Annotated in this window: 25 protein-coding genes, 1 pseudogene and 1 riboswitch; of the genes and pseudogenes, 13 read left to right on the top strand and 13 right to left on the bottom strand. The window is 73.0% G+C overall.

Annotated elements, in window-relative coordinates; genetic code table 11:
* Positions 1-168 precede the first annotated feature (168 nt).
* Positions 169-1,125 (top strand): ArsR/SmtB family transcription factor, encoded by a 957-nt coding sequence (locus tag ACFVXK_RS02720; protein ID WP_389609708.1) that lies wholly within the window; start codon positions 169-171, stop codon positions 1,123-1,125.
* 270 nt (positions 1,126-1,395) lie between these two features.
* Positions 1,396-2,196 (top strand): peroxide stress protein YaaA, encoded by an 801-nt coding sequence (gene yaaA / locus ACFVXK_RS02715; RefSeq protein WP_389609706.1) that lies wholly within the window; start codon positions 1,396-1,398, stop codon positions 2,194-2,196.
* 136 nt (positions 2,197-2,332) lie between these two features.
* Here yaaA and ACFVXK_RS02710 read toward each other — a convergent pair whose 3' ends face one another.
* Positions 2,333-3,082, bottom strand: coding sequence for a bifunctional DNA primase/polymerase (locus ACFVXK_RS02710; protein WP_389609704.1), 750 nt, complete (start codon positions 3,080-3,082; stop codon positions 2,333-2,335).
* A gap of 164 nt (positions 3,083-3,246) precedes the next feature.
* Positions 3,247-3,858 carry a TetR/AcrR family transcriptional regulator gene (locus ACFVXK_RS02705; RefSeq protein ID WP_389609702.1) on the bottom strand — a complete coding sequence of 204 codons (612 nt, stop codon included), beginning with the start codon at positions 3,856-3,858 and terminating at the stop codon, positions 3,247-3,249.
* A 150-nt stretch (positions 3,859-4,008) separates the two neighbouring features.
* On the opposite strand from ACFVXK_RS02705, the gene ddaH reads away from it, so the two are divergent.
* Positions 4,009-4,818: a dimethylargininase gene (ddaH, locus tag ACFVXK_RS02700; protein ID WP_389609700.1), complete on the top strand. Its 810-nt coding sequence runs from the start codon at positions 4,009-4,011 to the stop codon at positions 4,816-4,818.
* On the opposite strand, the gene ACFVXK_RS02695 is transcribed toward ddaH, so the two are convergent.
* Positions 4,815-5,843 (bottom strand): small ribosomal subunit Rsm22 family protein, encoded by a 1,029-nt coding sequence (locus ACFVXK_RS02695; RefSeq protein ID WP_389609698.1) that lies wholly within the window; start codon positions 5,841-5,843, stop codon positions 4,815-4,817. The genes ddaH and ACFVXK_RS02695 overlap by 4 nt on opposite strands.
* A 9-nt stretch (positions 5,844-5,852) precedes the next feature.
* Positions 5,853-7,184 carry a multidrug effflux MFS transporter gene (locus tag ACFVXK_RS02690; protein WP_389609696.1) on the bottom strand — a complete coding sequence of 444 codons (1,332 nt, stop codon included), beginning with the start codon at positions 7,182-7,184 and terminating at the stop codon, positions 5,853-5,855.
* Between the two features lie 109 nt (positions 7,185-7,293).
* Between ACFVXK_RS02690 and ACFVXK_RS02685 the strand changes: the two genes are divergently transcribed.
* Positions 7,294-8,055 carry an SDR family oxidoreductase gene (locus ACFVXK_RS02685; RefSeq protein ID WP_389609694.1) on the top strand — a complete coding sequence of 254 codons (762 nt, stop codon included), beginning with the start codon at positions 7,294-7,296 and terminating at the stop codon, positions 8,053-8,055.
* A 74-nt stretch (positions 8,056-8,129) separates the two neighbouring features.
* On the opposite strand, the gene efeU is transcribed toward ACFVXK_RS02685, so the two are convergent.
* Genes efeU through efeO form a run of 3 tightly spaced genes read right to left on the bottom strand, consistent with a single transcriptional unit; the run spans position 8,130 to position 11,466 of the window.
* Positions 8,130-8,966, bottom strand: coding sequence for an iron uptake transporter permease EfeU (efeU, locus tag ACFVXK_RS02680; RefSeq protein WP_389609692.1), 837 nt, complete (start codon positions 8,964-8,966; stop codon positions 8,130-8,132).
* A gap of 30 nt (positions 8,967-8,996) precedes the next feature.
* Entirely contained in the window at positions 8,997-10,283 is a 1,287-nt protein-coding gene (gene efeB / locus ACFVXK_RS02675; RefSeq protein WP_389609690.1) for an iron uptake transporter deferrochelatase/peroxidase subunit, read from the bottom strand.
* A 31-nt stretch (positions 10,284-10,314) separates the two neighbouring features.
* Positions 10,315-11,466 carry an iron uptake system protein EfeO gene (gene efeO, locus ACFVXK_RS02670; RefSeq protein ID WP_389609688.1) on the bottom strand — a complete coding sequence of 384 codons (1,152 nt, stop codon included), beginning with the start codon at positions 11,464-11,466 and terminating at the stop codon, positions 10,315-10,317.
* A 326-nt stretch (positions 11,467-11,792) separates the two neighbouring features.
* Between efeO and ACFVXK_RS02665 the strand changes: the two genes are divergently transcribed.
* Positions 11,793-12,443: a PhzF family phenazine biosynthesis protein gene (locus ACFVXK_RS02665; RefSeq protein ID WP_389609686.1), complete on the top strand. Its 651-nt coding sequence runs from the start codon at positions 11,793-11,795 to the stop codon at positions 12,441-12,443.
* A 23-nt stretch (positions 12,444-12,466) separates the two neighbouring features.
* Here ACFVXK_RS02665 and ACFVXK_RS02660 read toward each other — a convergent pair whose 3' ends face one another.
* A complete protein-coding gene (locus tag ACFVXK_RS02660; RefSeq protein WP_389609684.1) occupies positions 12,467-13,114 on the bottom strand; it encodes a heme oxygenase (biliverdin-producing) in 648 nt (215 codons plus the stop codon).
* A 128-nt stretch (positions 13,115-13,242) separates the two neighbouring features.
* Entirely contained in the window at positions 13,243-14,100 is an 858-nt protein-coding gene (map, locus tag ACFVXK_RS02655) for a type I methionyl aminopeptidase (protein WP_389609682.1), read from the bottom strand.
* Positions 14,101-14,181: 81 nt separating this feature from the next.
* Here map and ACFVXK_RS02650 point away from each other — a divergent pair, with 81 nt between their 5' ends.
* Positions 14,182-14,433 (top strand): hypothetical protein, encoded by a 252-nt coding sequence (locus ACFVXK_RS02650; protein ID WP_389609680.1) that lies wholly within the window; start codon positions 14,182-14,184, stop codon positions 14,431-14,433.
* 10 nt (positions 14,434-14,443) lie between these two features.
* Here ACFVXK_RS02650 and ACFVXK_RS02645 read toward each other — a convergent pair whose 3' ends face one another.
* The gene (locus ACFVXK_RS02645) at positions 14,444-15,067 is read right to left on the bottom strand and encodes a hypothetical protein (RefSeq protein WP_389609678.1); all 624 of its coding nucleotides are present in this window, start codon (positions 15,065-15,067) and stop codon (positions 14,444-14,446) included.
* 96 nt (positions 15,068-15,163) lie between these two features.
* Here ACFVXK_RS02645 and npdG point away from each other — a divergent pair, with 96 nt between their 5' ends.
* Positions 15,164-15,868: an NADPH-dependent F420 reductase gene (gene npdG / locus ACFVXK_RS02640; RefSeq protein WP_389609676.1), complete on the top strand. Its 705-nt coding sequence runs from the start codon at positions 15,164-15,166 to the stop codon at positions 15,866-15,868.
* 97 nt (positions 15,869-15,965) lie between these two features.
* Here the strand turns inward: npdG and metE are convergent, their stop codons facing one another.
* The 3 genes and pseudogenes from metE to ACFVXK_RS02625 form a co-directional block, all read right to left on the bottom strand.
* Positions 15,966-18,290 (bottom strand): 5-methyltetrahydropteroyltriglutamate--homocysteine S-methyltransferase, encoded by a 2,325-nt coding sequence (gene metE / locus ACFVXK_RS02635; protein ID WP_389609675.1) that lies wholly within the window; start codon positions 18,288-18,290, stop codon positions 15,966-15,968.
* A 157-nt stretch (positions 18,291-18,447) separates the two neighbouring features.
* Positions 18,448-18,673, bottom strand: a riboswitch (cobalamin riboswitch).
* 119 nt (positions 18,674-18,792) lie between these two features.
* Positions 18,793-18,902, bottom strand: a pseudogene (locus tag ACFVXK_RS02630) (30S ribosomal protein S14); the annotation flags it as partial.
* A 4-nt stretch (positions 18,903-18,906) separates the two neighbouring features.
* The gene (locus ACFVXK_RS02625) at positions 18,907-19,251 is read right to left on the bottom strand and encodes a hypothetical protein (RefSeq protein WP_389609673.1); all 345 of its coding nucleotides are present in this window, start codon (positions 19,249-19,251) and stop codon (positions 18,907-18,909) included.
* Between the two features lie 3 nt (positions 19,252-19,254).
* On the opposite strand from ACFVXK_RS02625, the gene ACFVXK_RS02620 reads away from it, so the two are divergent.
* The 6 genes from ACFVXK_RS02620 to ACFVXK_RS02595 all read left to right on the top strand — a co-directional run bounded on the left by ACFVXK_RS02620 (position 19,255) and on the right by ACFVXK_RS02595 (position 24,990).
* Positions 19,255-19,614 (top strand): hypothetical protein, encoded by a 360-nt coding sequence (locus ACFVXK_RS02620; RefSeq protein WP_389609672.1) that lies wholly within the window; start codon positions 19,255-19,257, stop codon positions 19,612-19,614.
* Between the two features lie 1,409 nt (positions 19,615-21,023).
* On the top strand, positions 21,024-21,689 hold the full coding sequence (locus tag ACFVXK_RS02615; RefSeq protein WP_389609671.1) for a DedA family protein: 666 nt from the start codon (positions 21,024-21,026) through the stop codon (positions 21,687-21,689).
* Positions 21,686-22,291, top strand: coding sequence for a phosphatase PAP2 family protein (locus ACFVXK_RS02610; protein WP_389609669.1), 606 nt, complete (start codon positions 21,686-21,688; stop codon positions 22,289-22,291). Before ACFVXK_RS02615 ends, ACFVXK_RS02610 begins: the two co-directional genes overlap by 4 nt.
* Complete coding sequence (locus ACFVXK_RS02605; RefSeq protein ID WP_389609667.1) at positions 22,288-22,968, top strand: phosphatase PAP2 family protein; 681 nt, start codon at positions 22,288-22,290, stop codon at positions 22,966-22,968. Before ACFVXK_RS02610 ends, ACFVXK_RS02605 begins: the two co-directional genes overlap by 4 nt.
* Before the next feature lies 1 nt (position 22,969).
* Complete coding sequence (locus tag ACFVXK_RS02600) at positions 22,970-23,632, top strand: response regulator transcription factor (protein WP_389609665.1); 663 nt, start codon at positions 22,970-22,972, stop codon at positions 23,630-23,632.
* Positions 23,629-24,990: a sensor histidine kinase gene (locus ACFVXK_RS02595; protein ID WP_389609663.1), complete on the top strand. Its 1,362-nt coding sequence runs from the start codon at positions 23,629-23,631 to the stop codon at positions 24,988-24,990. The genes ACFVXK_RS02600 and ACFVXK_RS02595 overlap by 4 nt, the downstream gene beginning before the upstream one ends.
* Positions 24,991-25,121 lie beyond the last annotated feature (131 nt).

Raw genomic sequence — 25,121 nt, 5'->3', positions numbered from 1 at the left:
GCGTCCGGAAAGTCCACGCCGTGTCCCGCTCACCGGAACACGGCGCGGAAACGGCCGCGCACGACGGCGTGAAACCTCCTGGAACGCGGGGCCCGGCCGGGGCGCAATGTGGGGGGCGGATCGCCCGAACCCACCGGAACCGATCGGAACTCAATCACGGGGCGGCACATGCTGTTGAGGATTCACTTCACGGGGGCCGACCTGGCCCGCACGAGCGTGGCCAGCCGGCCGGACCCCTTGTGGGAGACGGTGCTGAGCCTGCGCATGCTCCAGCACCGCCCCGGCAACCCGGCGGCCGAGGCCTGGGGCCGCGCGGTCCGGGCCCGGCAGCCCGACGGCCTGCGCAGGCTCCTGCCGCTGGTGCGCCCGCTCGGCTACTTCCCCGACTTCCTCACCCCCTCCGACGGATCCGCCGACATCGAGCACGGCCTCGACGCCCTCACCGCCACGCCCGCCCGGCACCTGCGCGGCGACCTGGAGGTCCTCGGGACCGGCGGACCGCTCCCCACCTGGACCCAGGACCTCGCCGCGGGCCGCCCCGACGCGCTGCGGGGACTGGCCGGAGCCCTGCGCGGCTACCACGCGGCGGCGGTGGCACCCCTGGAACAGACGATGCGGACCACGGTCCGGGCGGAGTACGCGGCGCAGGCGAAGACGGCCGCCGAAGCCGGGATCGAGGGGGTCCTGTCGGGCCTGGGGCCCGGCATGCGCTGGAGACCCCCGGTGCTCGAAGTCCAGTACCCGGTCGACCAGGAACTGCACCTGGGCGGGCGGGGCCTGCTCCTGGTCCCCACCCTGTTCCGCGCCCGCACCCCGGTCTCGCTCCTCGACCCGGAACTCCCGCCGGTCCTCACCTACCCGGCCCGGCGCACCGCCGCCCCGGACGGGTCCGCCGGGCGCAAGCTCGTGCCGCTGATGGGGCGCACCCGGTCGGAGATACTGCACCACACCTCGGAGGGCTCCCGCAGCACCTCCGAACTCGCCCGGCTGGTCGGGATGTCGCAGGCCTCGGTCAGCCACCACACCGCGGTGCTGCGCGCGGCCGGCCTGATCAGCTCGGCCCGGCACCGCAACTCCGTCCTGCACACGGCGACCTCGCTGGGCTCCCTCCTACTGCGCGGCTGAGGTGCCCGTCCAGGTCTTTCGAACCTGCTCGAAACACCTGGACGGGACGGGGCGGCACGGCGGACAGTCGGTCCAGCACCACGGCACCACGGCACGACGGGCGGCGAGGTACCGCCCACCACGGACCCCCCACCGGCGGTCACGGCCCGCCCCGGCCCAGCGGCCCGGGGCACGGCCGTGGCCGTTCGCCCGTGACCGGCCCGCGGCGGGCCGTCTACGCTGGCCCGGGGGCCGCACCCCCCGCGACGTGCCATCGATAGGAGAACCACCGTGCTCGTGCTGCTGCCGCCCTCCGAGGGAAAGGCCGCCGGCGGCTCCGGCGCACCGCTCGACCCCGCGTCGCTGTCGCTGCCCGGGCTGGCCGGGGCGCGGGCGGCCGTGCTGGAGGAGCTGGTCGAGCTGTGCGCGGGCGACGAGCTCAAGGCGCGCGAGGTGCTGGGGCTCAGCGAGGGGCTGCGCGGCGAGGTCGCCAAGAACGCCGGGCTGCGGTCGGCGCCGGCCCGGCCGGCGGGTGAGGTCTACACGGGGGTCCTCTACGACGCCCTCGGCCTGGCGACGCTGCCGGAGCCCGCGCGGGCCCTGGCCGAGCGGACGCTGCTGGTGTTCTCGGGGCTGTGGGGCGCGGTGCGGGTGACGGACCGGATCCCGTCGTACCGGTGCTCGATGGGCGTGAAGCTGCCGGGGCTGGGTGCGCTGGGCGCGTACTGGCGGGGGCCGATGGCGGAGGTCATGCCGGAGGCGGCGGGGGACGGGCTGGTGCTGGACCTGCGGTCGTCGGCGTACGCGTCGGCGTGGAAGCCGAAGGGGGAGACGGCGGGACGCACGGCCACGGTGCGGGTGCTGCACGCGCAGATCGTGGACGGGGTGGAGAAGCGGTCGGTGGTGAGCCACTTCAACAAGGCGACGAAGGGGCGGCTGGTGCGGGACCTGCTGGTCGCGGGGGTCGAGCCGGCGGGGCCGGCGGAGCTGGTGGCCGCGCTGCGGGACCTCGGGTACGTGGTGGAGGCGGAGGCTCCGGCCAAGCCGGGCAGGGCGTGGTCCCTGGACGTGGTCGTCACCCAGATCCACTGACCGGGAGCCCGTACGTGCGCGCCGCGCCCGTCGCCTCATTCGCCGGCGGGGCTGCATACAGCCCCGCCGGCGAATGAGGCGGAAACGGAGAAGGGGCGGGGCGGGGAGACGGCTTCGTGCAGCGGACCGGCGGGGCCTAGCGGCCCAGGGGCCAGGCGACCGCCGCCGGGGTCTGGTCCGCCGCGCCGGCGTACTGGGCGCAGGCGTCCGTGAGGGTTTCCAGCAGCGTCAGCGGATCCGGCAGGGCGTGCCGCACGTCCCGCACCCACGTCACCGCGAACTCACCCGGCAGCGCCGCCGGCGGAAGCAGGACGTAGCTGCCCCGGCAGTGCCACCGCAGCCCGGGGTGCTCGTCCATCGTCTCGGGGTGGCAGTCCAGCTCGCAGGGCCACCACTCGTCCTCGTCCTCGGGCGTACCGCGCGTCGCCGTGAAGAAGAGCATCCGCGCCTGGTCGCCCGTACCGCCCGACTCGGCGACCGGGCCCACCTCGACGCCGGCGGCGAGCAGGCGTTCCAGGGCGTTGCGGCCGGCTTCCAGGGGGACGTCCAGGACGTCGTGGACCATGCCGGTGGCGGTGATGAAGTTGGCCTGCGGCTGGTTGCGGGCCCAGCGTTCGATCTGGGCGCGGTCGGTGGTCGACTGGGTCTGCCAGGCGAACGAGACCGGGTGGCGGGCCGGTGTGGGACAGCCGATGCGGTCGCACGAACAGCGGTAGCCGACGGGATGGGCGGCGGGGGCGACCGGGAGTCCGGCGGCGGCGACGGCCGCGAGGAGGGCTTCGCGTTCCCTGCCGGGGTCCTCGGGAGCGGGTTTCGCGCGGCGGCGCAGCCACTGGGAAATCCTGCTCTGCTCGCCGCGTTTGACGCGGCCGGACTCAGACCCCATCGATCCCCTCACCTCACCGTTGCCCCGGCAGACCGATCCATGGTCCCACCATCCCGTGGGCCCGGTGACCGCACCCCCCGACCGGACCCCCGGGCCTACTTCCCACGAAAACCGCACAATCCGGCCATATGCTCTCGGCCTTGCCGAGGTCGCCGGGCGTCCGGCTATCGGACGGTGACTTTTGCCACGCCGCCCAGCACCGAGTCGACCAGCGCGTCCGTGTAGGCATGGCTCAGCGGTCCCAGCCGCATCAGCCACCGGTACGTCAAGGGACCCACCAGCATCTCCACCACCAGCCGGACGTCGACGTCCTCCGCGAGCTGCCCGGCCTCCCGGGCCGACCGCAACCGCGCCTCGTAGAGGGCGAGCTGGGGCTCCAGCAGCTGCTCCGTGAAGCGGGCCGCCAGCTCGGGGTCGGTCGCCCCGGCCGCCGTCAGGGCGCGCGCGGGTGCCTCGTAACGGGGTTCGGCGAACTCGTCCGCGGTGGCCCGCAGGACGGTCTTCAGGTCGGCCGCCAGGTCACCCGTATCGGGGAATCCGGACCAGCCCGTGTCCGTCCAGGCCTCCCCGGACAGTGCCAGCGAGGCGTCCAGCAGGACGGCCGCCTTCGAGGGCCACCAGCGGTAGATGGTCTGCTTGCCGACGCCCGCCCGGGCCGCGATGGCCTCGATGGTCAGCTTGTTGTAGCCGACCTCGCCGACGAGGGCGAGGGCGGAGTCGAGGATGGCGCGCCGGGAGTGCTCGCTGCGGCGGCTGGAGTCGGGAGGCCTGGTCACCGGCCCAACGTACCAACTCGGCGAGACGTCTCGTCTTCCGGCCGTTGTGGTAAACCACCCGATCAGTCCACTGTGCGGCCGCACCCTGAGGAGAGACGATTCTCTCCGTACACACCCGTACCGTGAGTCCGCAGTCGTGAGGAGCCTTCTTTGCGCAGAGACGCCACACCCCGGCGCTACCTGATGTGCGCACCCGCACACTTCAAGGTCACGTACTCCATCAACCCGTGGATGGACCCCACGAAACCGGTGGACCTGCCCCTCGCCCTCGCCCAGTGGGAGGACCTCAGGGACCGCTACCTCTCCCTCGGCCACACCGTCGAGACCCTGGAGCCGGCCCCGGGCCTGCCCGACATGGTCTTCGCGGCGAACGGCGCCCTCGTCATCGACGGCCGGGTCCTCGGCGCCCGCTTCGCCTACCCGGAACGCACCGCCGAGGCGGAGATCCACCTCGACTGGTTCCGGGCCAACGGCTTCACCGACATCCACGAGCCCTCGCACGTCAACGAGGGCGAGGGGGACTTCGCCGTCACCGCCGGCTACATCCTGGCGGGCCGGGGCTTCCGCTCCAGCCCGCTCTCGCACGACGAGGCGCAGGAGTTCTTCGGGCGCCCCGTCATCGGCCTCGACCTGGTGGACCCGCGCTACTACCACCTGGACACGGCGCTGTGCGTGCTCGACGGCGACGAGATCATGTACCACCCGCAGGCCTTCTCCCCGGGCAGCCAGGCCGTGCTGCGCCGGCTGTTCCCGGACGCCCTGCTCGTGGACGCCCCGGACGCGGCGGCCTTCGGCCTGAACTCGGTCTCCGACGGCCGGCACGTGCTGCTCCCGCAGGCCGCGACCGGTCTGCTGGCGCCGCTGCGCGAGCGCGGGTTCGAGCCGATCCCGATGGACCTGGGCGAGCTGCTGAAGGGCGGCGGCAGCGTGAAGTGCTGCACCCAGGAGCTGCGCCCCTAGAGGTCCGCGGAGCCCGCGGAGTCCGGGGCGTCGGCGGGGGGCCACTGCTCGCCCCACTCGACGTCCCGGGCCGCCTTGTAGAGGCCGCCGTGGCGCTTGGTGACGATGGCCCGGCCCAGCCCCTCCGCCTCGGGGCCGCACAGCTCCAGCTGGACGAGCCCCTTGCGGATCTGCGGCTTGCGCGTGATCCGGGAGGGGACCGGGGTGGCCGGGAAGCGGGTGGCGGCGACGTAGGCGAACTTCTCGTCCTCGTACGGCAGGGAGCCGCCCTTGACCTTCCGGTGCAGGGAGGAGCGGCTGACCCGGGCCGAGAAGTGGCACCAGTCCTGGCCCACCGCGATCGGGCAGGTCCCGTCGTGCGGGCAGGGCGCGGCCACCTTCAGCCCCGCGGCGATCAGCTGGTCGCGGGCCTCGCGGATGCGCAGGTACCCCTCGGGCGTGCCCGGCTCGATCAGCACGACGGCCTGCCCGGCGCGCGCCGCCTCCGCGACGACCGCCCGGCGGGCCTCCTCCGTCAGCTCGCCCAGCACGTAGGAGACGGTGACCAGGTCCGCGTCGGGCAGGGCGATCCCGGCGCCGATGACGGCCCGGCGCCAGTCGGCCGAGCGCAGGGCGGCGGAGGCGGAGCGGCCGGCCAGCTCCTTGCCGAGGGCCAGGGCCGGTTCGGCCCAGTCCAGCACGGTGGTCGTGCGGGGTCCGTCCCAGACGGCGTCCACGGCCCAGGTCGCGGCCCCCGTGCCGCCGCCCACGTCCACGTGCGAACCAGGCGCCCACCGCGGCGCGGCGTCCGCCAGCCCGTACAGCGCCGAGCGCACGGCCTCGAAGGTGGCCGGCATCCGGTACGCGGCGTAGGCGGCCACGTCGGAGCGGTCGCGCAGCACGGGCGCGTCGGTCGGGGTGGCGCCCCGGTAGTTGGCGATGAGCCGCTCGACGGCGGCCGCGGCCTGCTTCGGCGGGAGTCCGTCGAGCAGCCCGCCCAGCGCGCTGCGGAGGGTTTCGGCGGTGGTGGGGGCGGTGGCGTTCACCAGCGAAGTTTACGGCGCGGCGGGGTGGGCCGGGTCGCCCGGTGCGGCCATGGGCTCCCGGTCCCGCCAGGGGCGGCACAGGGCGAGGAAGCAGCCCGCCGCCAGCAGGGAGCAGCTCAGCTGGACCAGGGCCATCGGCACGGCCGTCCGCTCACCCGCGATCCCGACCAGCGGGGAGGCCACCGCGCCGACGAGGAAGGAGGAGGTGCCCAGCAGCGCGGACGCCGATCCGGCGGCGTGCGGGGTGCGCATCAGGGCCTGCGCGTTGGTGTTGGGCAGGACCAGGCCCATCGTCGACATCAGCACGAACAGCGCGGCGGCGACGGGGAGCAGCCCGGCCTTCCCGAACACCCCGGCGGACATCAGCAGCAGGGCCACCGAGGCGGTGGTGAGCACGGCGATGCCGACGGCGAGGACCTTGTCCAGGCTGACCCGGCCGACGAGCAGCTTGCCGTTGACCTGGCCGACGACGATCAGGCCGACGGAGTTGAGGCCGAACAGCAGGCTGAAGGCCTGCGGGGAGGCGCCGTAGATCTCCTGCACGACGAAGGGCGAGGCGGAGATGTACGAGAACAGCACCGCGAAGGCGAAGCCGCCCGCCAGGGTGTACCCGGCGAAGACCCGGTCGGAGAGCAGCCCCCGCATGGTCCGCAGGGCGGCGCCCACGCCGCCGGTCTGGCGCCGCTCGGGCGGCAGGGTCTCGCCGAGGCCGCGCCAGACGGCCACGGTCAGCGCGAGGCCGACGGCGGTGAGGACGACGAACACCCCGCGCCAGTCCGCGAGGCGGAGCACCTGGCCGCCGATCAGCGGGGCGACGATCGGGGCGGTGCCGGATATGAGCATCAGGGTGGAGAAGAAGCGGGCCATCTCGACCCCCTCGTACAGGTCGCGGACGACGGCCCGGGCGATGACGATGGCGGCGGCGCCGGCCAGGCCCTGCAGCAGCCGGAAGCCGATCAGCAGTTCGGCGGAGGGGGCGAGGGCGCAGGTCGCGGTGGCGAGGACGTAGACGACCATGCCGGCCAGCAGCGGCCGGCGCCGCCCCCACTTGTCGCTCATGGGCCCGATGACCAGCTGGCCGAGCGCCATGCCGGCGAGGCAGGACGTGAGGGTGAGCTGGATGGTCGCGGCCGGGCTGCCCAGGGCGGAGGTGACCTCCGGCAGGGCCGGGAGGTACATGTCCATGGACAGGGGCGGCAGGGCGGTCAGTGCGCCCAGGATGAAGGTGACCAGCAGGCCGGTGCGGCGCGCGGCGGTCAGGGGGGCGGCGGCCGGGAGTGAGGGGGAGGAAGAGGGGGACGGCTCGTGCGAGGGGGCCGCGGAGGGGCCTCTCTCCGACATACGGAACTCCAGTCTTTTCATCTGCTTTTATGCACCCCTGACCGACCCATGCTCTCAGCTGTCGGACCGTTCCGGGCCGGATGTCCGGTGTGACGTACCCTGCGGGGCCATGAGCGCACGTGGGAACAAGATCGCTGTAGTGACCGGGGCCGGCTCCGGGATCGGCCGCTCCGTGGCCCTCGCCCTGGCCGGGGCCGGCTGGTCGGTCGCCCTGGCCGGGCGCCGGACCACACCCCTGGAGGAGACCGCCGCGGCGGCCGGGCCGGACGCGGACGTGCTGCCCGTCCGGGCGGACGTGAGCGACCCGGAGGACGTGAGCGCCCTCTTCGAGACCGTGCGGACCCGCTACGGGCGCCTTGACCTCCTCTTCAACAACGCCGGCACCTTCGGCCCGGCCGGGGTCCCGCTGGAGGACATCTCCTACGAGGACTGGCGCCAGGTCGTCGACGTCAACCTCACGGGCTCCTTCCTCTGCGCACAGGGGGCCTTCCGGGTGATGAAGGCCCAGGACCCGCAGGGCGGCCGCATCATCAACAACGGCTCCATCTCGGCGCACGTCCCGCGCCCGAACTCGGTCGCCTACACGGCCACCAAGCACGCCATGACGGGTCTGACCAAGTCGCTGTCGCTGGACGGCCGGCCCTACCGGATCGCCTGCGGGCAGATCGACATCGGCAACGCGGCGACCGACATGACCGCGCGCATGCAGACCGGGATCCTCCAGGCGAACGGGCAGCTGGCGGTCGAGCCGGTCATGGACGCCGCCGACGTCGCCCGGACGGTGCTGCACATGGCGGAACTCCCGCTGGAGGCGAACGTCCAGTTCGCCACGGTGATGGCCACGGCCATGCCGTACATCGGCCGCGGCTAGCCGGGGAACGGAAAACGGCGCCCGGCTCGTCCCCGCGGAGGGGGGAACGAACCGGGCGCCGGGCCCAGGGGGTGTTACTTCACCGCGGCCGGGGTCTCGGCCGCGCCGCGCACGCGCGCCGGGAGCAGGAACGCGGTCAGCACCGCCGCCAGGTACAGCAGCCACACCACCAGCTGCGCCACCGTCGGGTCCGGCTGGAAGTTGAAGACGCCCTTCAGCAGGACCCCGTACCAGCTGTCCTGCGGGATCGCCGAGCTGATGTCGAAGGCCTTGTCCTGCAGGCCGCCGAGGAACCCGCCCTCCTGGAGGTCGTGGACCCCGTACGCGAGGACGCCCGCGGCGACGATGACGAGCATCCCGCCGGTCCACGTGAAGAACTTCGACAGGTTGATCTTCAGCGCGCCGCGGTAGAACAGCCAGCCCAGCACGATGGCCGTCGCGATGCCCAGCAGCACCCCGATCAGCGGCGCGGAGGAGCCCTCCCCGCTGGCCCGGACCGACGCCCACACGAACAGCGCCGTCTCCAGGCCCTCGCGGCCCACCGCCAGGAACGCGGTGGCGACCAGCGCGCCGGTGCCCATCGCGAGCGCCGCGTCGAGCTTGCCCTGGAGCTCGCTCTTGAGGTGCCGGGCGGTCTTCTTCATCCAGAAGACCATCCACGTCACCAGGCCGACCGAGACGATCGACAGGCTGCCGCCGAGCAGCTCCTGCGCCTCGAAGGTCAGCTCCTGCGTGCCGAAGGTGAGCAGCGCTCCGAAGGCCAGCGAGATCGTGCAGGCGATCCCGATGCCGAGCCACACGGGCCGCAGCGCGGCCCGGTTCCCGGTCTTGACCAGGTAGGCGACCAGGATGCAGACGACCAGGCTCGCTTCGAGGCCCTCGCGCAGGCCGATCAGATAGTTGCCGAACACGGCGTTTCCTCTCCGGAAGGTCCTACGCGACTACGCGAACAGCGTCCGGCCCCACCAGTCGTCCTTGTCGCGGACGCCCGGCGGGACGGCGAAGACGGCCGAGCCCACGTGCTGGATGTACTCGTTCAGCGCGTCGTTCTTCGACAGCTGGCGCTGGATCGCGACGAAGCCCTTGCGGACGTCGCGCTGGTAGGCGAGGAAGAACAGGCCCGCGTCGAGCCGGCCCAGACCGTCCGTGCCGTCGGTGAAGGAGTAGCCGCGGCGCAGGATGGTCGCGCCGTTGTTGCTGTCGGGGTGCGCGAGGCGCACGTGCGACTCGGGCTTCATCGCCTTCAGGAACGGCTCGTCGCGCTCCTTGGACTTGCCGACCGGGGCGCCCTCGCCCTTGTCGCGGCCGAAGATGTCCTCCTGCTCGCGCAGGGAGGTGCGGTCCCAGTTCTCGATGTGCATCCGGATGCGCCGGGCGACCAGGTACGAGCCGCCGGTCATCCAGTCGCTGCCGTCGCCCGCGCCGACCCACACGTGCTTGTCGAGGGCGGCGGTGTCGGTGCCGGAGATGTTCCGGGTGCCGTCCTTGAAGCCCATCATGTTGCGCGGGGTCTGCTCCTCGGGCGTGGTCGAGGAGGTCTTGCCGAAGCCGAGCTGCGACCAGCGGACCGCGACCTTGCCGAAGCCGATGCGGGCGAGCTGGCGGATGGCGTGCACGGCGACCTGCGGGTCGTCGGCGCAGGCCTGGACGCACAGGTCGCCGCCGGAGCGGGCCTGGTCCAGGTTGTCGTGGGGGAAGGCCTCCAGGTCCACCAGGGCCTCGGGGCGCCTGCCTTCCAGGCCGAAGCGGTCCTTGGCGAACAGGCCGGGGCCGACGCCGAAGGTCAGGGTCAGGCGGGAGGGCTTGAGGCCCAGGGCCTCGCCGGTGTCGGTCGGCGGGGCCTCGGGCGTGCCCTCGAACACGTCGCCGACGGGCAGGCCGGCCGTCATCAGCCGGGCGGCGGCCGTCCAGTCCTTGAGGAGCTTGACGAGCTCCTCGCGGTCCTTGGTCTTCACGTCGAACGCGGCGAAGTGCAGCCGGTCCTGGACGGCGCTGGCGATGCCCGCCTGGTGCTCGCCGTGGAAGGGCACGGCCGCGCCGGCGGAGGCCGCCGGCGCGATGTCCGAGCCGCCGTCGAAGGCGGCCACGGCGCCGCCGGCCGCGGCGGCGCCGAGCGCGAGCCCGGCGCCGCCCCAGCCGAGGACGGCGCGGCGCGAGGGCGCGGTGGCGCCCCCGGTGGACTGCTGGGTCTCGTCCTCGGACACCTTCGGCTCCTGGGCGTCGGTCATGCTGGTATCTCCCGCTCTGCCTGGCTGTGGACTACTTGGCGACCGCGGCGGCCAGCTTCGAGAGCGGCTCGGCCAGGGCGCTGACGGCGTCGGAGAGTTCCTTGCGCTGGGCCTCGACGACCTTGTCGTACGCGGTGAACTCGTAGGTGCTCTTGTCGGCGCGGTACTTGTCCAGGAGGGTGTTCAGCGCGGCGAACTGGGTGTCCAGCTGCTTGGCGAGCTCGGGGTCGTTCTTCGCGGTGACGGCCTTGAGGAGCTCGTACGCCTTCTCGGCGCCCTCGACGTTGGCCTTGAAGTCGACGAGGTCGGTGTGGGAGTACCGCTCCTCCTCGCCCGTGACCTTGTTGCGGGCGACCTCGTCCAGCAGCTCCTTGGCGCCGTTGGCCATGGAGGTGGGAGTGATCTCCGCTTCGCCGACCTTCTTCTGCCAGGCGGTGAGGTCGGTGATCAGGGTGTCGGCGAGCTTCTTGTCGTTGTCGTCGATCTTGTTGTCCTGGAAGAGGGACTTCTCCAGGCGGTGCCAGCCGGTCCAGTCCTTGGCCGGGTCCTGGCCGGCCTCCAGGCCGTCCTCGCGGACGTCGACCTTCGGGTCGATGTCGCCGAAGGACTCGGCGACCGGCTCGGTGCGCTCCCAGCCCAGGCGGGAGGGGGCGTAGGCCTTCTTCGCGGCCTCCAGGTCGCCGGCCTTGACGGCGTCGGCGAAGGCCTGCGCCTTGGGCATGGTCTCGTCGGCCTGCTCCTGGACGTACTTGCGGTACGAGGCCACGGCGGCGTCCAGCTCGGGGCTGCGCTTCTCGGCGGCGCCCTTGCCGGTGGCCTTGACCTTGGTGCGGATGCCGTCGCCCTTCATGCCGGGCTTGCAGGTGAAGAGGTAGTCGCCCGCCTTGATCTCGGCGGTGATGGTGGCCTTGGTGCCGGGGCCGATGTTCTCGCGCTCGGCGACGATGCGGTCGTCCGGGAAGAGCACGTACAGCTCGGTGACCTTGGAGCCCTTGTTCTCGACCTCGATGGAGACCTTGCCCGCCGGGAACTCGGTCGTGGAGACCTCGCACGCGCTGTCGGTGGCGTTCACGTGGATCGCGTCCGAGCCGCCCTTGTCACTCTTCTCCGCGCAGCCGGTGACGGCGGTGAGCGCGGCGACGGCTGCGGCCGCGGTGAGGACGGTGAAGCGGGCGGGGCGCATGGGGGCTCCTGGCGAGGGTGGAGGCGTGGGGCAGCCTGGTGAGGCGGACCTAACTTAACCGAGGCTTACCTCACCGATACCCACTCGTCCAGTGATTCAGCTCTCACCTTCCGGCCCCGGACACCGGTCCGTCACGACCCCTCCATGACCGGCTCAAGCAAAGGTCAAGCGGGGGTCAAGTCCCCGTCCGCATTCCGTGCGGGAGCGGGGTTACCGTCCGGTTTCGCCCGGCCTGGGCCGTGTGGGGGAGCGCCGGGGGCGCACCGGTGCGCGGGGGCCGCAACGCGGCGAACGGGCCCGCGGCCGCCCCGTGCTTGAATTCCGGTGTGAACGATCTCGACGTGATCAAGGTGTTCTGCGCGGGTGACGGCCGGCACGGCAACCTGCTCGGAGTCGTCCGCGACGGCCGCACCGTCCCGGACGACGCGGCCCGCCAGGCCCTCGCCGCCGAACTGGGATACAGCGAGACGGTGTTCGTCGACGACCCCGAACGCGGGGTCGTCGACATCCGCACCCCCGGCACCCGGATGGCCTTCGCCGGGCACCCGCTGGTCGGGCTCGCCTGGCTGCTCGACATCGAGGAGCTCCAGCCGCCGGCCGGGTCCGTGTGGGCCCGCCACGACGGGGAGTTCACCTGGATCACCGCCCGCCCCGAATGGGTCACGGGCAAGCACATGCGGCAGTACGCCAGCGCCGCCGAGGTCGAGGCGCTGCCCACCCCGCCGCCCGGCGAGGGCTGGCTCTACGCGTGGGCCTGGGAGGACGAGCCCGCCGGCCGGATCCGCGCCCGGGGCTTCCCGCGCCGCCCCGACGGGATCGTGGCCGAGGACGAGGCCACCGGCTCGGCGGCGATCCTCCTGACCGCCGAACTGAACCGCGCCCTGAACATCACCCAGGGCGCCGGCTCCCAGCTCCTCACGGCCCCGGCCCCCGACGGCACGGTGGAACTGGGCGGGCGCGTCCGCTTCGCGTCCTAGGGTGTCCGCCGGACGCCCCTGGGTCAGGCGCTGAGCGGGAACTCCTCGCCCAGCTCCCGGAACACGGCCCCGTTGTGGTCGAAGGCGCGCTTGCACTCGTCCACGATCCGCTGCTTCTCCAGGTCGTCCGCCGCGATCGCGTCCAGCAGCTCCCGGTAGACCCGCTTGAACGCCGCCGGGTTGGGGATCCCCGCGAAGACGTAGAACCGCACCCCGTCGCCCTTGCGCGCGAACCCCCAGGTCCGCTCGGCCTTGTCCCGGATGATCTGGCCGCCGGAGAGGTCGCCCAGGTAGCGGGTGTAGTGGTGGGCGACGTACCCGCCCGGCCACTCCCGCGCGCACCGCGCGACCCGGTCCGCGTACGCCCGCGTCGCCGGCAGCGCCGTCACGGACTCCCGCCAGTGCGGCCCGATCAGGTGCGCGAGGTCGCGCTCGATCTCCGCCACCCGCATCAGCTCGGGCCGGATGAACGGCCCCGCCACCGGGTCCCCGCGGAGCGCGTCCGCCGCGTCCTCCAGCGCCCGGTACACGAACCACAGCTGCTCGGTGTAGCGGGTGTAGGCCTCCACGCCCAGCCGTCCGCCGAGCAGGTCGCCCATGAAGGCGGAGGTCTCGGCTTCGGTGTGCTGCTCGTGCGAGGCGACGCGGATGACCGTGGAGAAGGCGTCCAAGGCGGACCTCCCGAGGAGAGGAATCGGGCGCGGCGACACCGCCGCCACGCCCGATCCTCCTGCTTAGGCATACCTAAGTCAATGTGTTCCCGACAGCCTGTCGGTAAAGATTCCCCGCAGCGGAACCGCTACGGCAGGGTGAGGACCTCCGCCCCCGTCTCCGTCACCACCAGCGTGTGCTCGAACTGCGCGGTCCGCTTGCGGTCCTTCGTGACGACCGTCCAGCCGTCCTCCCACATGTCGTACTCGTGGGTGCCCAGCGTCAGCATCGGCTCGATCGTGAACGTCATGCCCGGCTCCATGACGGTGGTGGCGTGCGGGCTGTCGTAGTGCGGGATGATCAGGCCGGAGTGGAAGGACGAGTTGATGCCGTGGCCGGTGAAGTCCCGGACCACGCCGTAGCCGAACCGCTTCGCGTACGACTCGATGACCCGGCCGATGACGTTGATCTGACGGCCGGGCTTGACCGCCTTGATCGCGCGGTTCAGGGACTCGCGGGTGCGCTCCACCAGCAGCCGCGACTCCTCGTCCACCTCGCCGCACAGGTAGGTGGCGTTGTTGTCGCCGTGCACCCCGCCGATGTACGCGGTCACGTCGAGGTTCACGATGTCGCCGTCGCGCAGGACGGTCGAGTCGGGGATGCCGTGGCAGATGACCTCGTTGAGCGAGGAGCACAGGGACTTGGGGAAGCCCCGGTAGCCCAGCGTCGACGGGTAGGCGCCGTGGTCGCACATGTACTCGTGCGCGACGCGGTCCAGCTCGTCCGTGGTCACCCCCGGTGCGATGTGCTTCGCGGCCTCCTCCATCGCCTGCGCGGCGATGCGGCCGGCGACGCGCATGGCCTCGACGGTCTCGGCGGACTGCACCTCGGGCCCCGAGTACGGCTTCGGGCCGGGCTTGCCCACGTACTCGGGCCGGCGGATGTTTCCGGGAACGGAACGGGCGGGGGAGAGCTCGCCTGGTACGAGCAGCGACTGACCGGACATGCAGCGAGTGTATCCAGCGGCCATGGGGCAGCATGGCGCTGTAGAAGAGGACCGAGAGGGACCGAGAGGAGCCTGCGGACGATGGCCCTGTTCAAGAAGCGCCAGGTGGGCAAACCGGGCGAGTGGTACTACTGCCTGGTCCACAAGAAGGTCGAAGAGGGCCCCGAGTGCCCCGCCAAGGACCGCTTCGGCCCGTACACCACCCCCGAGGAAGCCGCCCACGCCATGGAGACGGCGCAGGAACGCAACCTGGAGTGGCAGAACGACCCCAAGTGGAACGACAAGACCCGCGAGGGGGAGGAGGGGGACGGCACGGGCCCGGCAGCCCCCTGACCGGCCCCCGCTACCAGCGGCTGGGCGGCGGCGCGGTCAGCTGATCGGCCAGCCGCGCCAGCCGGTCCCGCAGCCGCCGCACGCCCGTGGCCCCGCCCGCGCCCCGCCGCACCGGCAGGCCGTTCTCCCCGGCCGCCGCCCCGACCAGGTGCTGCACGGTGTCCAGGTCCAGGGCGCCGTCCGCCGCCGGCACCGACAGCGCGTCGTGCGCGAGGGCGCCCAGGTCGGCGTCCCCGCCGTCCAGCGACAGCACGGTCGCCCCCGCGCGCCGGGCGTCGTGCACCCGTTCCAGCAGCCCCTCGCCCGGCCGCTGCGGAGCCACCACCAGCAGGGTGTGCCCGCGCCGGGCCGCCTCCAGCCGGCCCAGCCCGACCGACAGGTGCGGCGGCTCGCCCGGCAGCACCCGGTGGCGCACCAGCGTCGGCGCCAGCTCCGGCTGCCCCGACCAGGCGGCCTCGTCCACCAGGTGCGCCGCCAGGTGCCACGGCTCGTACTGCTCCGTGCCCACCAGCAGCAGGCCCCCGCCCGCCGGCACCACGGCCCGGCGCAGCGAACCGGCGAACCTCCGCGCCTCACCCGGCCACGGCGTCCCCGCGAGCACCTCGCGCAACAGAGCCACCCTCACGGCATCCATGGCCCGCATCCTGCCGCACGCCCCGGGGCCCCGGTGGGCACTTCGCCCCTCTCCCACCCCTTCGACCGCCACGTACCCGGCAGTACGCTCGCCCCCATGACTTCCTCAGACAGCACCCAGAAGCCGCCGGCCAAGGACCCCTGGGACCTCCCCGACGTCTCCGGCCTCGTCGTCGGCGTCCTCGGCGGCACCGGCGACCAGGGCCGCGGCCTCGCCTACCGGCTCGCCCGGGCGGGCCAGAAGGTGATCATCGGCTCCCGGGCCGCCGACCGCGCCGAGACCGCCGCACGGGAACTGGGCCTCGGCGTCGAGGGCGCCGACAACGCCGACTGCGCCCGCCGCAGCGACATCGTGATCGTCGCGGTGCCGTGGGAGGGCCACGCCAAGACCCTGGAGGCCCTGCGCGAGGACCTCGCCGGCAAGCTCGTCGTGGACTGCGTCAACCCGCTGGGCTTCGACAAGCAGGGCGCCTACGCCCTCCAGGTCGAAGAGGGCAGCGCCGCCCAGCAGGCCGCCGCCCTGCTCCCCGACTCCCGGGTCACCGCCGCCTTCCACCACCTCTCCGCGGTCCTCCTCCAGGACACCTCGGTCGAGGAGATCGACACCGACGTCATGGTCCTCGGCGAATCCCGCGCCGACACCGACCTGGTCCAGGCCCTCGCCGGCCGCATCCCCGGCATGCGCGGCGTCTTCGCGGGCCGCCTGCGCAACGCCCACCAGGTGGAGGCGATGGTCGCCAACCTCATCTCCACCAACCGCCGCTACAAGGCCCACGCCGGCCTCCGCCTCACCGACGTCTGACCCCCCCACCGCGCCCCGGGCCCCCCACCCGGCCCGGGGGGCCGGGGGGGGGGGGGGGCCGGGCCCCCCGGGGGGGCCCCCCACCGCCGCCGTCAGGTCAGGCGTGGTCGCCGGTGAGGCCCGCGCGGACCTCTCGTGCGGCGGCCACCAGGTTTTCGAGGGAGGCCCGGGTCTCGGGCCAACCACGGGTCTTCAGGCCGCAGTCGGGGTTGACCCACAGCCGCTCGGCCGGGATGGCTTCCAGGCCGGTGCGCAGCAGGCCGGCCGCTTCCCCGGCACCGGGGACGCGCGGGGAGTGGATGTCCCAGACGCCGGGGCCGGCTTCGCGCGGGTAGCCGTGGGCGGCGAGTTCGCGGGCGACCTGCATGTGCGAGCGGGCGGCTTCCAGGCTGATGACATCGGCGTCGAGGTCGTCGATGGCCTGGACGACGTCGCCGAACTCGGCGTAGCACATGTGGGTGTGGATCTGGGTGTCCGGCCGGACCCCGCTGGTGGTGAGGCGGAACGCCCCGGTCGCCCAGGCCAGGTAGCCGGCGCGGTCGGCGGCCCGCAGCGGGAGGGTCTCGCGGAGTGCGGGCTCGTCGACCTGGATCACGGAGGTGCCGGCCGCCTCCAGGTCGTCCACCTCGTCGCGCAGGGCGAGGGCGACCTGGCGGGCGGTGTCGCCGAGGGGCTGGTCGTCGCGTACGAAGGACCAGGCGAGCATGGTGACGGGGCCGGTCAGCATGCCCTTGACCGGCTTGGCCGTCAGGGACTGGGCGTACGAGGTCCAGCGGACGGTCATCGGCTCGGGCCGGGAGATGTCGCCGGCCAGGACCGGCGGGCGGACGTAGCGGGTGCCGTAGGACTGGACCCAGCCGTGCTGGGTGGCGAGGTAGCCGGTGAGCTGCTCGGCGAAGTACTGGACCATGTCGTTGCGTTCGGGTTCGCCGTGCACCAGGACGTCCAGGCCGGTCTTCTCCTGGAAGGAGACCACCTCCTCGATCTCCGCCTCGATGCGTGCCTCGTAGCCGGCGGTGTCGATGCGTCCGGCCCGCAGGTCGGCGCGCGCCACGCGCAGTTCACCGGTCTGCGGGAAGGAGCCGATCGTGGTGGTCGGCAGCAGCGGCAGGCCCAGGTGGGCGCGCTGGGCGGCGGCACGTTCGGGGTAGGCCTGGGAACGGCGGCCGTCGGTTTCGGTGACGGCCGCCGCGCGGGCCCGCACGGCCGGGTCGTGGGTGATGGGGGACGTGGCCCGGGAGGCGAGGGCGGCGCGGTTGGCGGAGAGCTCGCCCGCGACCGCGGCGGTCCCGGCCGTCAGCCCCTTCGCCAGGGTGGCGATCTCGGCGGTCTTCTGCCGGGCGAAGGCCAGCCAGCGCACGATCTGCGGGTCGATGTCCCGCTCCGCCGCGGCGTCCAGCGGCACGTGCAGCAGGGAGCAGGAGGAGGAGACGTCCACCCGGTCGGCCAGGCCGAGCAGGGTGCCCAGGGTCGCCAGGGACTTCTCCAGGTCGTTGACCCAGATGTTGCGGCCGTTGACGGTCCCGGCGACGAGGCGCTTGCCGGGCAGGCCGCCGACGGCGGCGAGGTCCTCGAGGTTGCCGGCGCCGGCTTCGGTGAAGTCGAGCGCCAGGCCTTCGACCGGAGCCTTGGCAAGGACGGGAAGGGCCTCGCCGAGTCGCCCGAAGTAGGAGGCGATCAGCAGCTTGGGGCGGTCCGGGAGGGCGCCGAGTTCGCGGTACGCGCGGGCGGCCGCGTTCAGTTCGGCCGGGGTGCGGTCCTGGACCAGGGCGGGCTCGTCCAGTTGCACCCAGTCCGCCCCTGCGGCGCGCAGGGCCGCCAGGACCTCCGCGTACACGGGCAGGAGCCGGTCGAGCAGGGTCAGCGGCTGGAAGTCGGCCGCCACGCCGGGCGCGGGCTTGGCCAGCAGCAGGTAGGTGACCGGTCCGACCAGGACGGGACGGGCGGTGTGGCCGAGGGCGAGCGCCTCGCGCAGCGCGCCGACCTGCTGGGCGGGGTCGGCGGTGAAGACGGTGTCCGGGCCGAGTTCGGGGACCAGGTAGTGGTAGTTGGTGTCGAACCACTTGGTCATCTCCAGCGGCGGCACGTCCTGGGTCCCGCGGGCCATCGCGAAGTACCCGTCGAGGGCGTCGGCGGCGACCGCGGCCCGGTGGCGGGCGGGGACCGCGCCGACCATGACGGTGGTGTCCAGCACGTGGTCGTAGAACGAGAAGTCCCCGGTGGGCACTTCGGTGATGCCGGCGGCGGTGAGCTGCTGCCAGTTGGCGCGGCGCAGTCCGGCGGCGGTGGCGCGGAGGGCGCCGGCGTCGACGCGGCCCTTCCAGTAGCCCTCGATCGCCTTCTTGAGCTCACGGTTCGGGCCCTGGCGGGGGTAGCCGTGGACGGTGGCACCTGCTGCCGCGGCTGCGGACTTGGTGGTCACGGAGATCTCCTTCGCGAGATGGATCCCTGAGATCCCGATGCGGAACGCAGGCGCGAAGGGGTACCGGAAACGGACGGCGGCGACCCGCCGGGCCGGCCGTTCTCGTTGTGTACGCCGACCCGCCCACGAGGTCACCGGGATGTCCGCGCACGGAATCGTCCGTGTGCGGGCAACGGGCAGGTCTTCGGACTCGCGGGCACGCCGGCCTCCGAAGAGGCGGACACCTACTGGCCGTCGCTTCCCAGGACCGGTTCCGGTCCCAGTGCGTATGACGGCGGTCGTTCCCGCTCACCGCTGCGGGGCAGTCCCGGATTCCCACCGGGTTCCCTCTTACGACGCTTCCCGCCTGGAGGACGGGGCGAACCAGCTGCACCGGCCAGCCTAGGCCGAACGCCCGCTGAGCGACGACTTCCGTCCACCATCCGGACGCACATACGAGACGGGCCGCACATGGGCCCGCACCCCGCTCGCGATGCGGGCCCACCCAGTCGCACCGCGGCTGCTACCAGGACGACTTGGTGACTCCGGCAGGAGTCCCGCGTGCGCCTGCTCCCGCATGCGGACGCGCGACAGCCCGAATCGCAATACCCCTACAGCCCGACCATCCAAGGAACACTCATGGCCCGCCGCCGGGATCACCTCCATCGACCACAAGGACACCGACCCGCCAAGGAGCCGGCTCGCCGGCCGCCAATCCGGCCTCGCCCGGGGGCCAGAACCGGGACAGGGACGACTCCTTGAACGGCTGCGGGCTGACAGTGAGATCGCCGGCAAGCGGCCGGTCGAGGACGAGGACCAGGAGCAGGCTGAAGCTGATCAGTGCACACGTCGAGGGCGCGACCGACTCCGAAACGGCGTTCGCGTTCATCGCCGCCGAGATCCGGCGGGTGGGCGACACCACCGACGGCATCATCTCGGCGGTGCGCCGGATGGCCGCCGAAATCCCGATCTTCTCGCTCACTTCGTGCTCGCCAAGCCGCGCCGCCTGTGGGCGCTGCGCTACCCGGCCAACTGCGAGCTGTGGGTGCTGGGCCCCGACGGCGGGGGGTTCGGCAGCCGCCGACGGGGCGCCCGCCCGCTGTACCACCGCGCGGACGACAGCGGGGTCGCCGACGGGGACGCGGAGATCCCCGCCTGGGTCGTCGCGAGCGAGCGGCTGGACGCCGACCCGGACTGGCGGCTGCTCGACCCCGGGGAACTGCTGGTCATCGCCGACGGCAAGGCCGTCTCCCATCACCCCTTCGACCTGCCCGCCCACCACCTCACCCTGGACGACCTGCGCGGCGTCGAGGTCGGCGCCGACTTCCGCGACGAGGACCTCTGAGAGGCGTAGCAGCTCCTGCCCGTGCGGGCGGCGGTCGTCCGCCGCCCGCACCCGCCGACCACCCGGAAGGACCGTCCCATGCGAGAACACCGCACGACCGAGCAGGACTTCGACTTCCACGGTCCCGCGCTGGACACCGTCTTCGACACCTACAGGGACCTGCGCGAACGGTGCCCCGTGGGACGCAGCGACCGGTACGGGGGTTCTGGTTCCTCACCCGGGCCCAGGACATCTTCGCGGCCGCGCACGACCCGCGGACCTTCTCCGTCGCACCCTCGATGCTGCTTCCCTCGTTCGGAACCGACGTGCCGCTGATCCCGGTCGACATCGATCCCCCCGACCACGCCGCACAGCGCGGCACCTCGCGACGGAGGTCGCCGCGCGGGAGGTGGCAGACGTCTCGCACGCGTTCGCGAGGCCGATGTCGACGACCGTCTTCAGCCGCCTGGCCGGGTTCCCCGAAAGGGACTGGCCCCTGTTCGACCGATGGATCGACGACATCGTCTACCGGCGTGCCGCCGACCCGCAGCGCGCCCGTGCCGCAGGCCGCGAAGTGATGGACCACTTCGACGCGCTGCTCGGATCCCGACGTGACGACCCGGGGGCAGACGACCTGATCCACCACCTCTTGACCGCCGAGATCGATGGCCGCAAGCTGACGCACGACGAGTTGCTGTCCTCCTGCTACCCGACGCCATCGTCCTGGACCGCCGGGACAACCGACATCTCGCCTTCGGCGTCGGCATCCACCGGTGCGCCGCCTCCAACCTCGGGCGCCGCGAACTGGTCGTCGCCCTACAGGAGTTCCTCGCCGCCGTCCCGGACTTCTCCCCCACCGACCCGGCCGAACCGTGGCACGGCCTGGGCCCGCTCACCCTCCGGATCGGACGGTGAGCGCGATGTACCGGATCGCCCTGTGGCATGCAGTGGCGAACTGCCCCGAACGGGCCTTCCAGGTGACGGAGGAGTGACAGGTCCACAGCCATCACCGTCCCGCTGATCGCCGTAGCCCTGGACGACGGCCTCCTCGGACCGCGCATGCCGGACGGCAGCCCCCTCACTCTCGCACGCCGACCCGGGTCGCGCTGGTAGGGCTGGATGAAGCCGGGTTGCGGCGCGCGACCCGTGCCGCCGACAGGAGCCGCGGTACGGGTACGTCAACAGCGGGGCCGCACCGAACCGCACCCGTCAGGGGGAATCGCCCGCCCTGGCGGGTGGGGTGCGAGGCCGGTTGACCCCGGCCGCCAGGACGGGTCCGTCCGCGGAGCCGTACCCGATGGCATCCCGGGCCTGCTCGTCTCCACGCGTTCGATCGTCTACAGTGCAGTAGACCGTCTACTTGGCTGTAGTCGACGGGGCCCCTTCGGGACGTCCCCCGTTTCCGAACCAGTGAGAGGCCGACCTGATCCATGGCCACGTCCGCTTCCGCCGCCCTCGCGGTGAATCTCCTCGACGCCCATTCACTCCTTGCGACGTTCGGTGTGATCGGCATCGCGGTGGTGATGTTCGCCGAGACCGGCCTGCTGGTCGGCTTCTTCCTGCCCGGTGACTCCCTGCTGTTCACCGCGGGCCTGCTGTGCGCGGGAACGGCCGGCGGAGACGCGAAGCTGTCCCTGCCCGCGGTGCTCGCCGCCGCCGTGATCGGCGCGCTGGCCGGTGCCCAGTGCGGATACCTCATCGGCCGCCGGGCGGGCCCCGCCCTCCTTGCCCGCAGCCGCTCGAAGAAGCTCCACGAGGGCGCAGCGCGGGCCGAGGAACTCCTGGAGAAGTACGGCCACGCCAAGGCCATCGTGCTGGCCCGGTTCGTTCCGGTGGTCCGCACCGTCCTCAACCCCCTCGCCGGAGCGCTGAACATTCCGGGGCGCGTGTTCACGTTCTGGCAGGTCGCGGGTGGTCTGCTGTGGACGGTGGGGCTGGTCCTGGGCGGCTACGCCCTCGGTTCGTCCATCCCGAACGTCGACACGTACCTCCTGCCGATCGTCGCCCTGATCGTGGCGGTCTCGCTGCTGCCCGTGGCGATCGAACTCCTCCGCTCCCGCCGGGGCGGCAAGCACCAGAACGGAACGGCACAGTGACCTCCGGCCACAACGGCTCCGGCGTCGACGGCAACGCCTACATCGACGTCACCGACCTCGCCCACCGGACCCCGGGCTGGCTCAACGACGCCATCGCCGTCTGGTCCCTCTACGGCCTGTCGCTGTTCGCCGTGCTGATGCTCGCGGCGTGGTGGGGAGCCCGCCGGACCGGTTCGCCGTCGGCCGTCACCGCCCTCGCGGTCCCGCTGATCACACTCGTGGGGTTCGGCGCCGACCTGCTGCTGAAACTCGTCTTCCGTGAGGACCGGCCCTGCCGGAGCATCCATGTGGCCGTGCTCGAAGCCTGCCCCGCGCCCGGGGACTGGTCCTTCCCCAGCAACCACGCCGCCATCGCCTCCGCAGCCGCCGTCGCCCTGCTCTTCGTCTCCCGTCGCCTGGGGGCCGTCGCCGTGGTGGCCGCGGTGCTGATGGCCGCCTCACGGGTATGGGTCGGGGTGCACTACCCCCACGACGTCCTCGCGGGACTCGCCGTCGGGGCCCTCGTCGCCGCCGCCGCCGGCCGGGCCGTCAAGCGGCGGCAGAGCGCGCTGGCCGACCGCCTCGGCCAGGGACGCCTCCGGCCACTGCTGACCGCCCCGTGAATCGTCCCCGCACGGCTGGACCCGCCGACCCGGCCGCCGGCCGCCGGGTGGGCTGGGTGGCCGTGTCGGCCTTCGTGCTCCTGGCCGCCCTCACGCTGTGGGTGACGCGAGCTTCCGGGCACCTCCTGCCGGCCGACGCGAGCCTGCACTCCTGGTCCGTGGCGCATCGCCCGGCCCCGGCGGCGGCCGCGGCCCGTACGGTCACCGATACGGGGACCGGTGTCGTCCCCTACGCCGCGCTGTTCCTGGTCGGCATGTACGCGGGGCGTACCGCTCGCCAGAGGTGCGCCCTCGCAGCTGCTCTGATGGTGTGCCTCGGCGCGGGGCAGGCCCTTCGGTACGCGGCCATGTCAGTGGTCGCGCGTCGGCGCCCGCCGGTCGGCGACTGGGCCGCTCACGCCTCGGGCTGGTCCTTCCCCTCGGGCCACACCACCACGGCCGCGATGACCGCGGCCCTGGCCATCGCGGCGCTGTCGCTCGGCAGCCGGGGGGCTCCGCGCTTCGCCGTCTGCCTCATCGGGCTGTGGGGGGCGGCGGTGGGGGTCTCGCGCGTGTACCTCGGCGTCCACTGGTTCACGGACGTGCTGGCGGGCTGGCTGCTCGCCGTCGGGTGGGTGTGTCTCGGCGTCTGGGCGTACCTGCGCCGGGCTCCGGCCGTGGGCCGCGAGGAGGCGTGACGTGGACAGGCGCATTCTCGTGGTCGAGGACGACCACCCCTTGCGGAGCGTGATCCTGCGGGGTTTGCGGGAAGAGGGCTTCGACCCGGTGCCCGCACCTGACGGGGCCACCGCCCTACGGCTGGCGCGCGACCGCTTCGACGCGGTCGTGCTGGACGTCGGCCTCCCCGACGCCGACGGCAGGGACGTCTGCCAGGCCCTGCGGGCCTCGGGCTTCACCGCGCCGGTGATCTTCCTGACCGCGCACCACCACCTCACGGACCGCTTGGCGGGCTTCTCCGCCGGCGGGGACGACTACCTCGCCAAGCCCTTTCATCTCGTCGAACTCGCGGCCCGGCTGCGAGCCGCCCTGAAGAGGGCCGGCCCACCGGCTGCCGCGGCAGCGGGCGGCGTCGTCCTGGATCCGGCACGGTTCACCTGTACCGCCGCCGGTGGCCCCGTCGACCTCACCCCGACCGAGTTCCGGCTGCTGGCCGCGCTCCTCGCCGCGGGCGGCGCCCTCGTCTCCCGCCGCGAACTGCTGAGGGCCGGCTGGCCCGAAGGAGCGCAGGTCAGTGAGAACACCCTCGACCAGTATCTGAGCCGGCTGCGCCGCAAACTGCGCACGGCCGGCAGCGAGCGAACGATCACGACCAGCCGAGGGATCGGACACCGTCTGACATGACGGAACGCTCCTCGGCCGGGCGCCGGCCGCTGACTCTGCGCAGCCGGCTCTCGCTGATCGCCGTTTCCGTAGCGGCCCTGCTGATGGCCGTCCTCATCGTCGCGTTCAACGCCGTCGTCCGCCACCAGCTGGACCAGCGGGCGGACGACCACCTGCGCACCAGGGCGGCCGCGGTCGCCTCGACGGTGGACACCGACGGCCGCAAGGCCCGTGTCGTGGAAGTCCCCAACGACGACGCGCTGGACTCCGACGTGTGGATCTACGCAGGCACGGAGCGGCTCGAGTCCCCTCCCGCCGCAGCCGACGACGGGCCCGTGAACCAGGTCGCCGACTCCCTCGCCGCCGGCCGGCATCCGCGCTGCGTCACCGTCTCCGGCCACGCCCCCGTACGGCTGTGCGCGTCGCCCGTCACGGGGAGCGCGCCCGCCACGGTGGTCGCCGCCGTCAGTCTCGTCCCGTACCGGACCTCGGCGGACACCGTCCTGCACGCCACCCTGGCCCTCGGCGCCGTCATGCTCGTCCTGACCTACGCCCTGACCCGTGTCGCGGTACGCCGTGCCCTACGCCCCGTGCAGGCCATGACCGAACAGGCCGCCGCATGGAGCACGAAGCCCGGCAGCGACCGGTTCGGTACCGCCGGGCGCCCTGCGGAGCTCGCCGCGCTCGCCACGTCCCTGGACGCGCTCCTCGACAGGATCCGGGCCGGACTCCTCCATGAGCGGCAGCTGACGCGGGAGCTCTCCCACGAACTGCGGAACCCGCTCGCCCGCATCGTGGCCGAGCTCGACTGGTGGCGGATCCGCCCCCGCTCGTCGGAAGAAACCCGGAGCTCACTCGCGGTGGTCGACGATGCGGCGTCGTCCATGAGAACGATCTGCGACACCCTCCTGGACGAAGCCCAAGGCGCAGCTTCGACCCACCGGGGCCCGGCGGACGTGCACGCCGTCCTGGTCCGGCTGGCCGGTTCGAGCGCTACACCGCCGGCTGTCACCCTCAGGGTCGCACCACCGACCGGACGGCTCCTGGCCGCGGCACCGGCGGCGGTCGTGGAACGAGCGGTCAGCCCGCTGGTGGACAACGCCCTGCGCTACGCGCGCTCCCAGGTCGCCGTCGCCGCCTGCCCGGACGGAGCGGGTATCCGTATCGAGGTGACGGACGACGGCCCGGGTGTTCCCGCGTGGTTCGCCCCGGAACTTTTCCACCCGGGGCGGAGGGCCGAGGCCGGCGACGGGCACTCAGGAGCGGGCCTGGGGCTGTCACTCGCGCGGCGCCTGGCCCGCTCCGCCGATGGCGACGTCCACCACGACGCGTCACACCGCGACGGGACCCGCTTCGTGGTCACCCTGCCGACTGCCTGACGGGCCGGCCCGTCGACCGCGTCACCGGCGGCGGCCCCGAAGCCCGTCGTCATCCTGTGGCGTCACTCCCAGCGGCCGCGCGCAGCGCCGAACCCTTTCTTCAGCCTTCGGCCGGAGAGCCATTACCCTGT

It is taken from the genome of Streptomyces sp. NPDC058157, from assembly GCF_042884105.1.
In the GTDB taxonomy this organism is placed as follows: domain Bacteria; phylum Actinomycetota; class Actinomycetes; order Streptomycetales; family Streptomycetaceae; genus Streptomyces.
This window is presented reverse-complemented; position numbering and strand designations above follow the sequence as displayed.

Bases quoted from the DNA above. Each gene is read 5' to 3' on its own strand.
- npdG (WP_389609676.1), top strand. From the start codon at position 15,164: ATGACTTCCTCAGACAGCACCCAGAAGCCGCCGGCCAAGGACCCCTGG.
- ACFVXK_RS02645 (WP_389609678.1), bottom strand. From the start codon at position 15,067: ATGGATGCCGTGAGGGTGGCTCTGTTGCGCGAGGTGCTCGCGGGGACG.
- efeB (WP_389609690.1), bottom strand. From the start codon at position 10,283: ATGACCGACGCCCAGGAGCCGAAGGTGTCCGAGGACGAGACCCAGCAG.
- ACFVXK_RS02720 (WP_389609708.1), top strand. From the start codon at position 169: ATGCTGTTGAGGATTCACTTCACGGGGGCCGACCTGGCCCGCACGAGC.
- ACFVXK_RS02690 (WP_389609696.1), bottom strand. From the start codon at position 7,184: ATGTCGGAGAGAGGCCCCTCCGCGGCCCCCTCGCACGAGCCGTCCCCC.
- ACFVXK_RS02650 (WP_389609680.1), top strand. From the start codon at position 14,182: ATGGCCCTGTTCAAGAAGCGCCAGGTGGGCAAACCGGGCGAGTGGTAC.
- ACFVXK_RS02615 (WP_389609671.1), top strand. From the start codon at position 21,024: ATGGCCACGTCCGCTTCCGCCGCCCTCGCGGTGAATCTCCTCGACGCC.
- efeO (WP_389609688.1), bottom strand. From the start codon at position 11,466: ATGCGCCCCGCCCGCTTCACCGTCCTCACCGCGGCCGCAGCCGTCGCC.
- map (WP_389609682.1), bottom strand. From the start codon at position 14,100: ATGTCCGGTCAGTCGCTGCTCGTACCAGGCGAGCTCTCCCCCGCCCGT.
- ACFVXK_RS02685 (WP_389609694.1), top strand. From the start codon at position 7,294: ATGAGCGCACGTGGGAACAAGATCGCTGTAGTGACCGGGGCCGGCTCC.
- ACFVXK_RS02595 (WP_389609663.1), top strand. From the start codon at position 23,629: ATGACGGAACGCTCCTCGGCCGGGCGCCGGCCGCTGACTCTGCGCAGC.
- ACFVXK_RS02710 (WP_389609704.1), bottom strand. From the start codon at position 3,082: ATGGGGTCTGAGTCCGGCCGCGTCAAACGCGGCGAGCAGAGCAGGATT.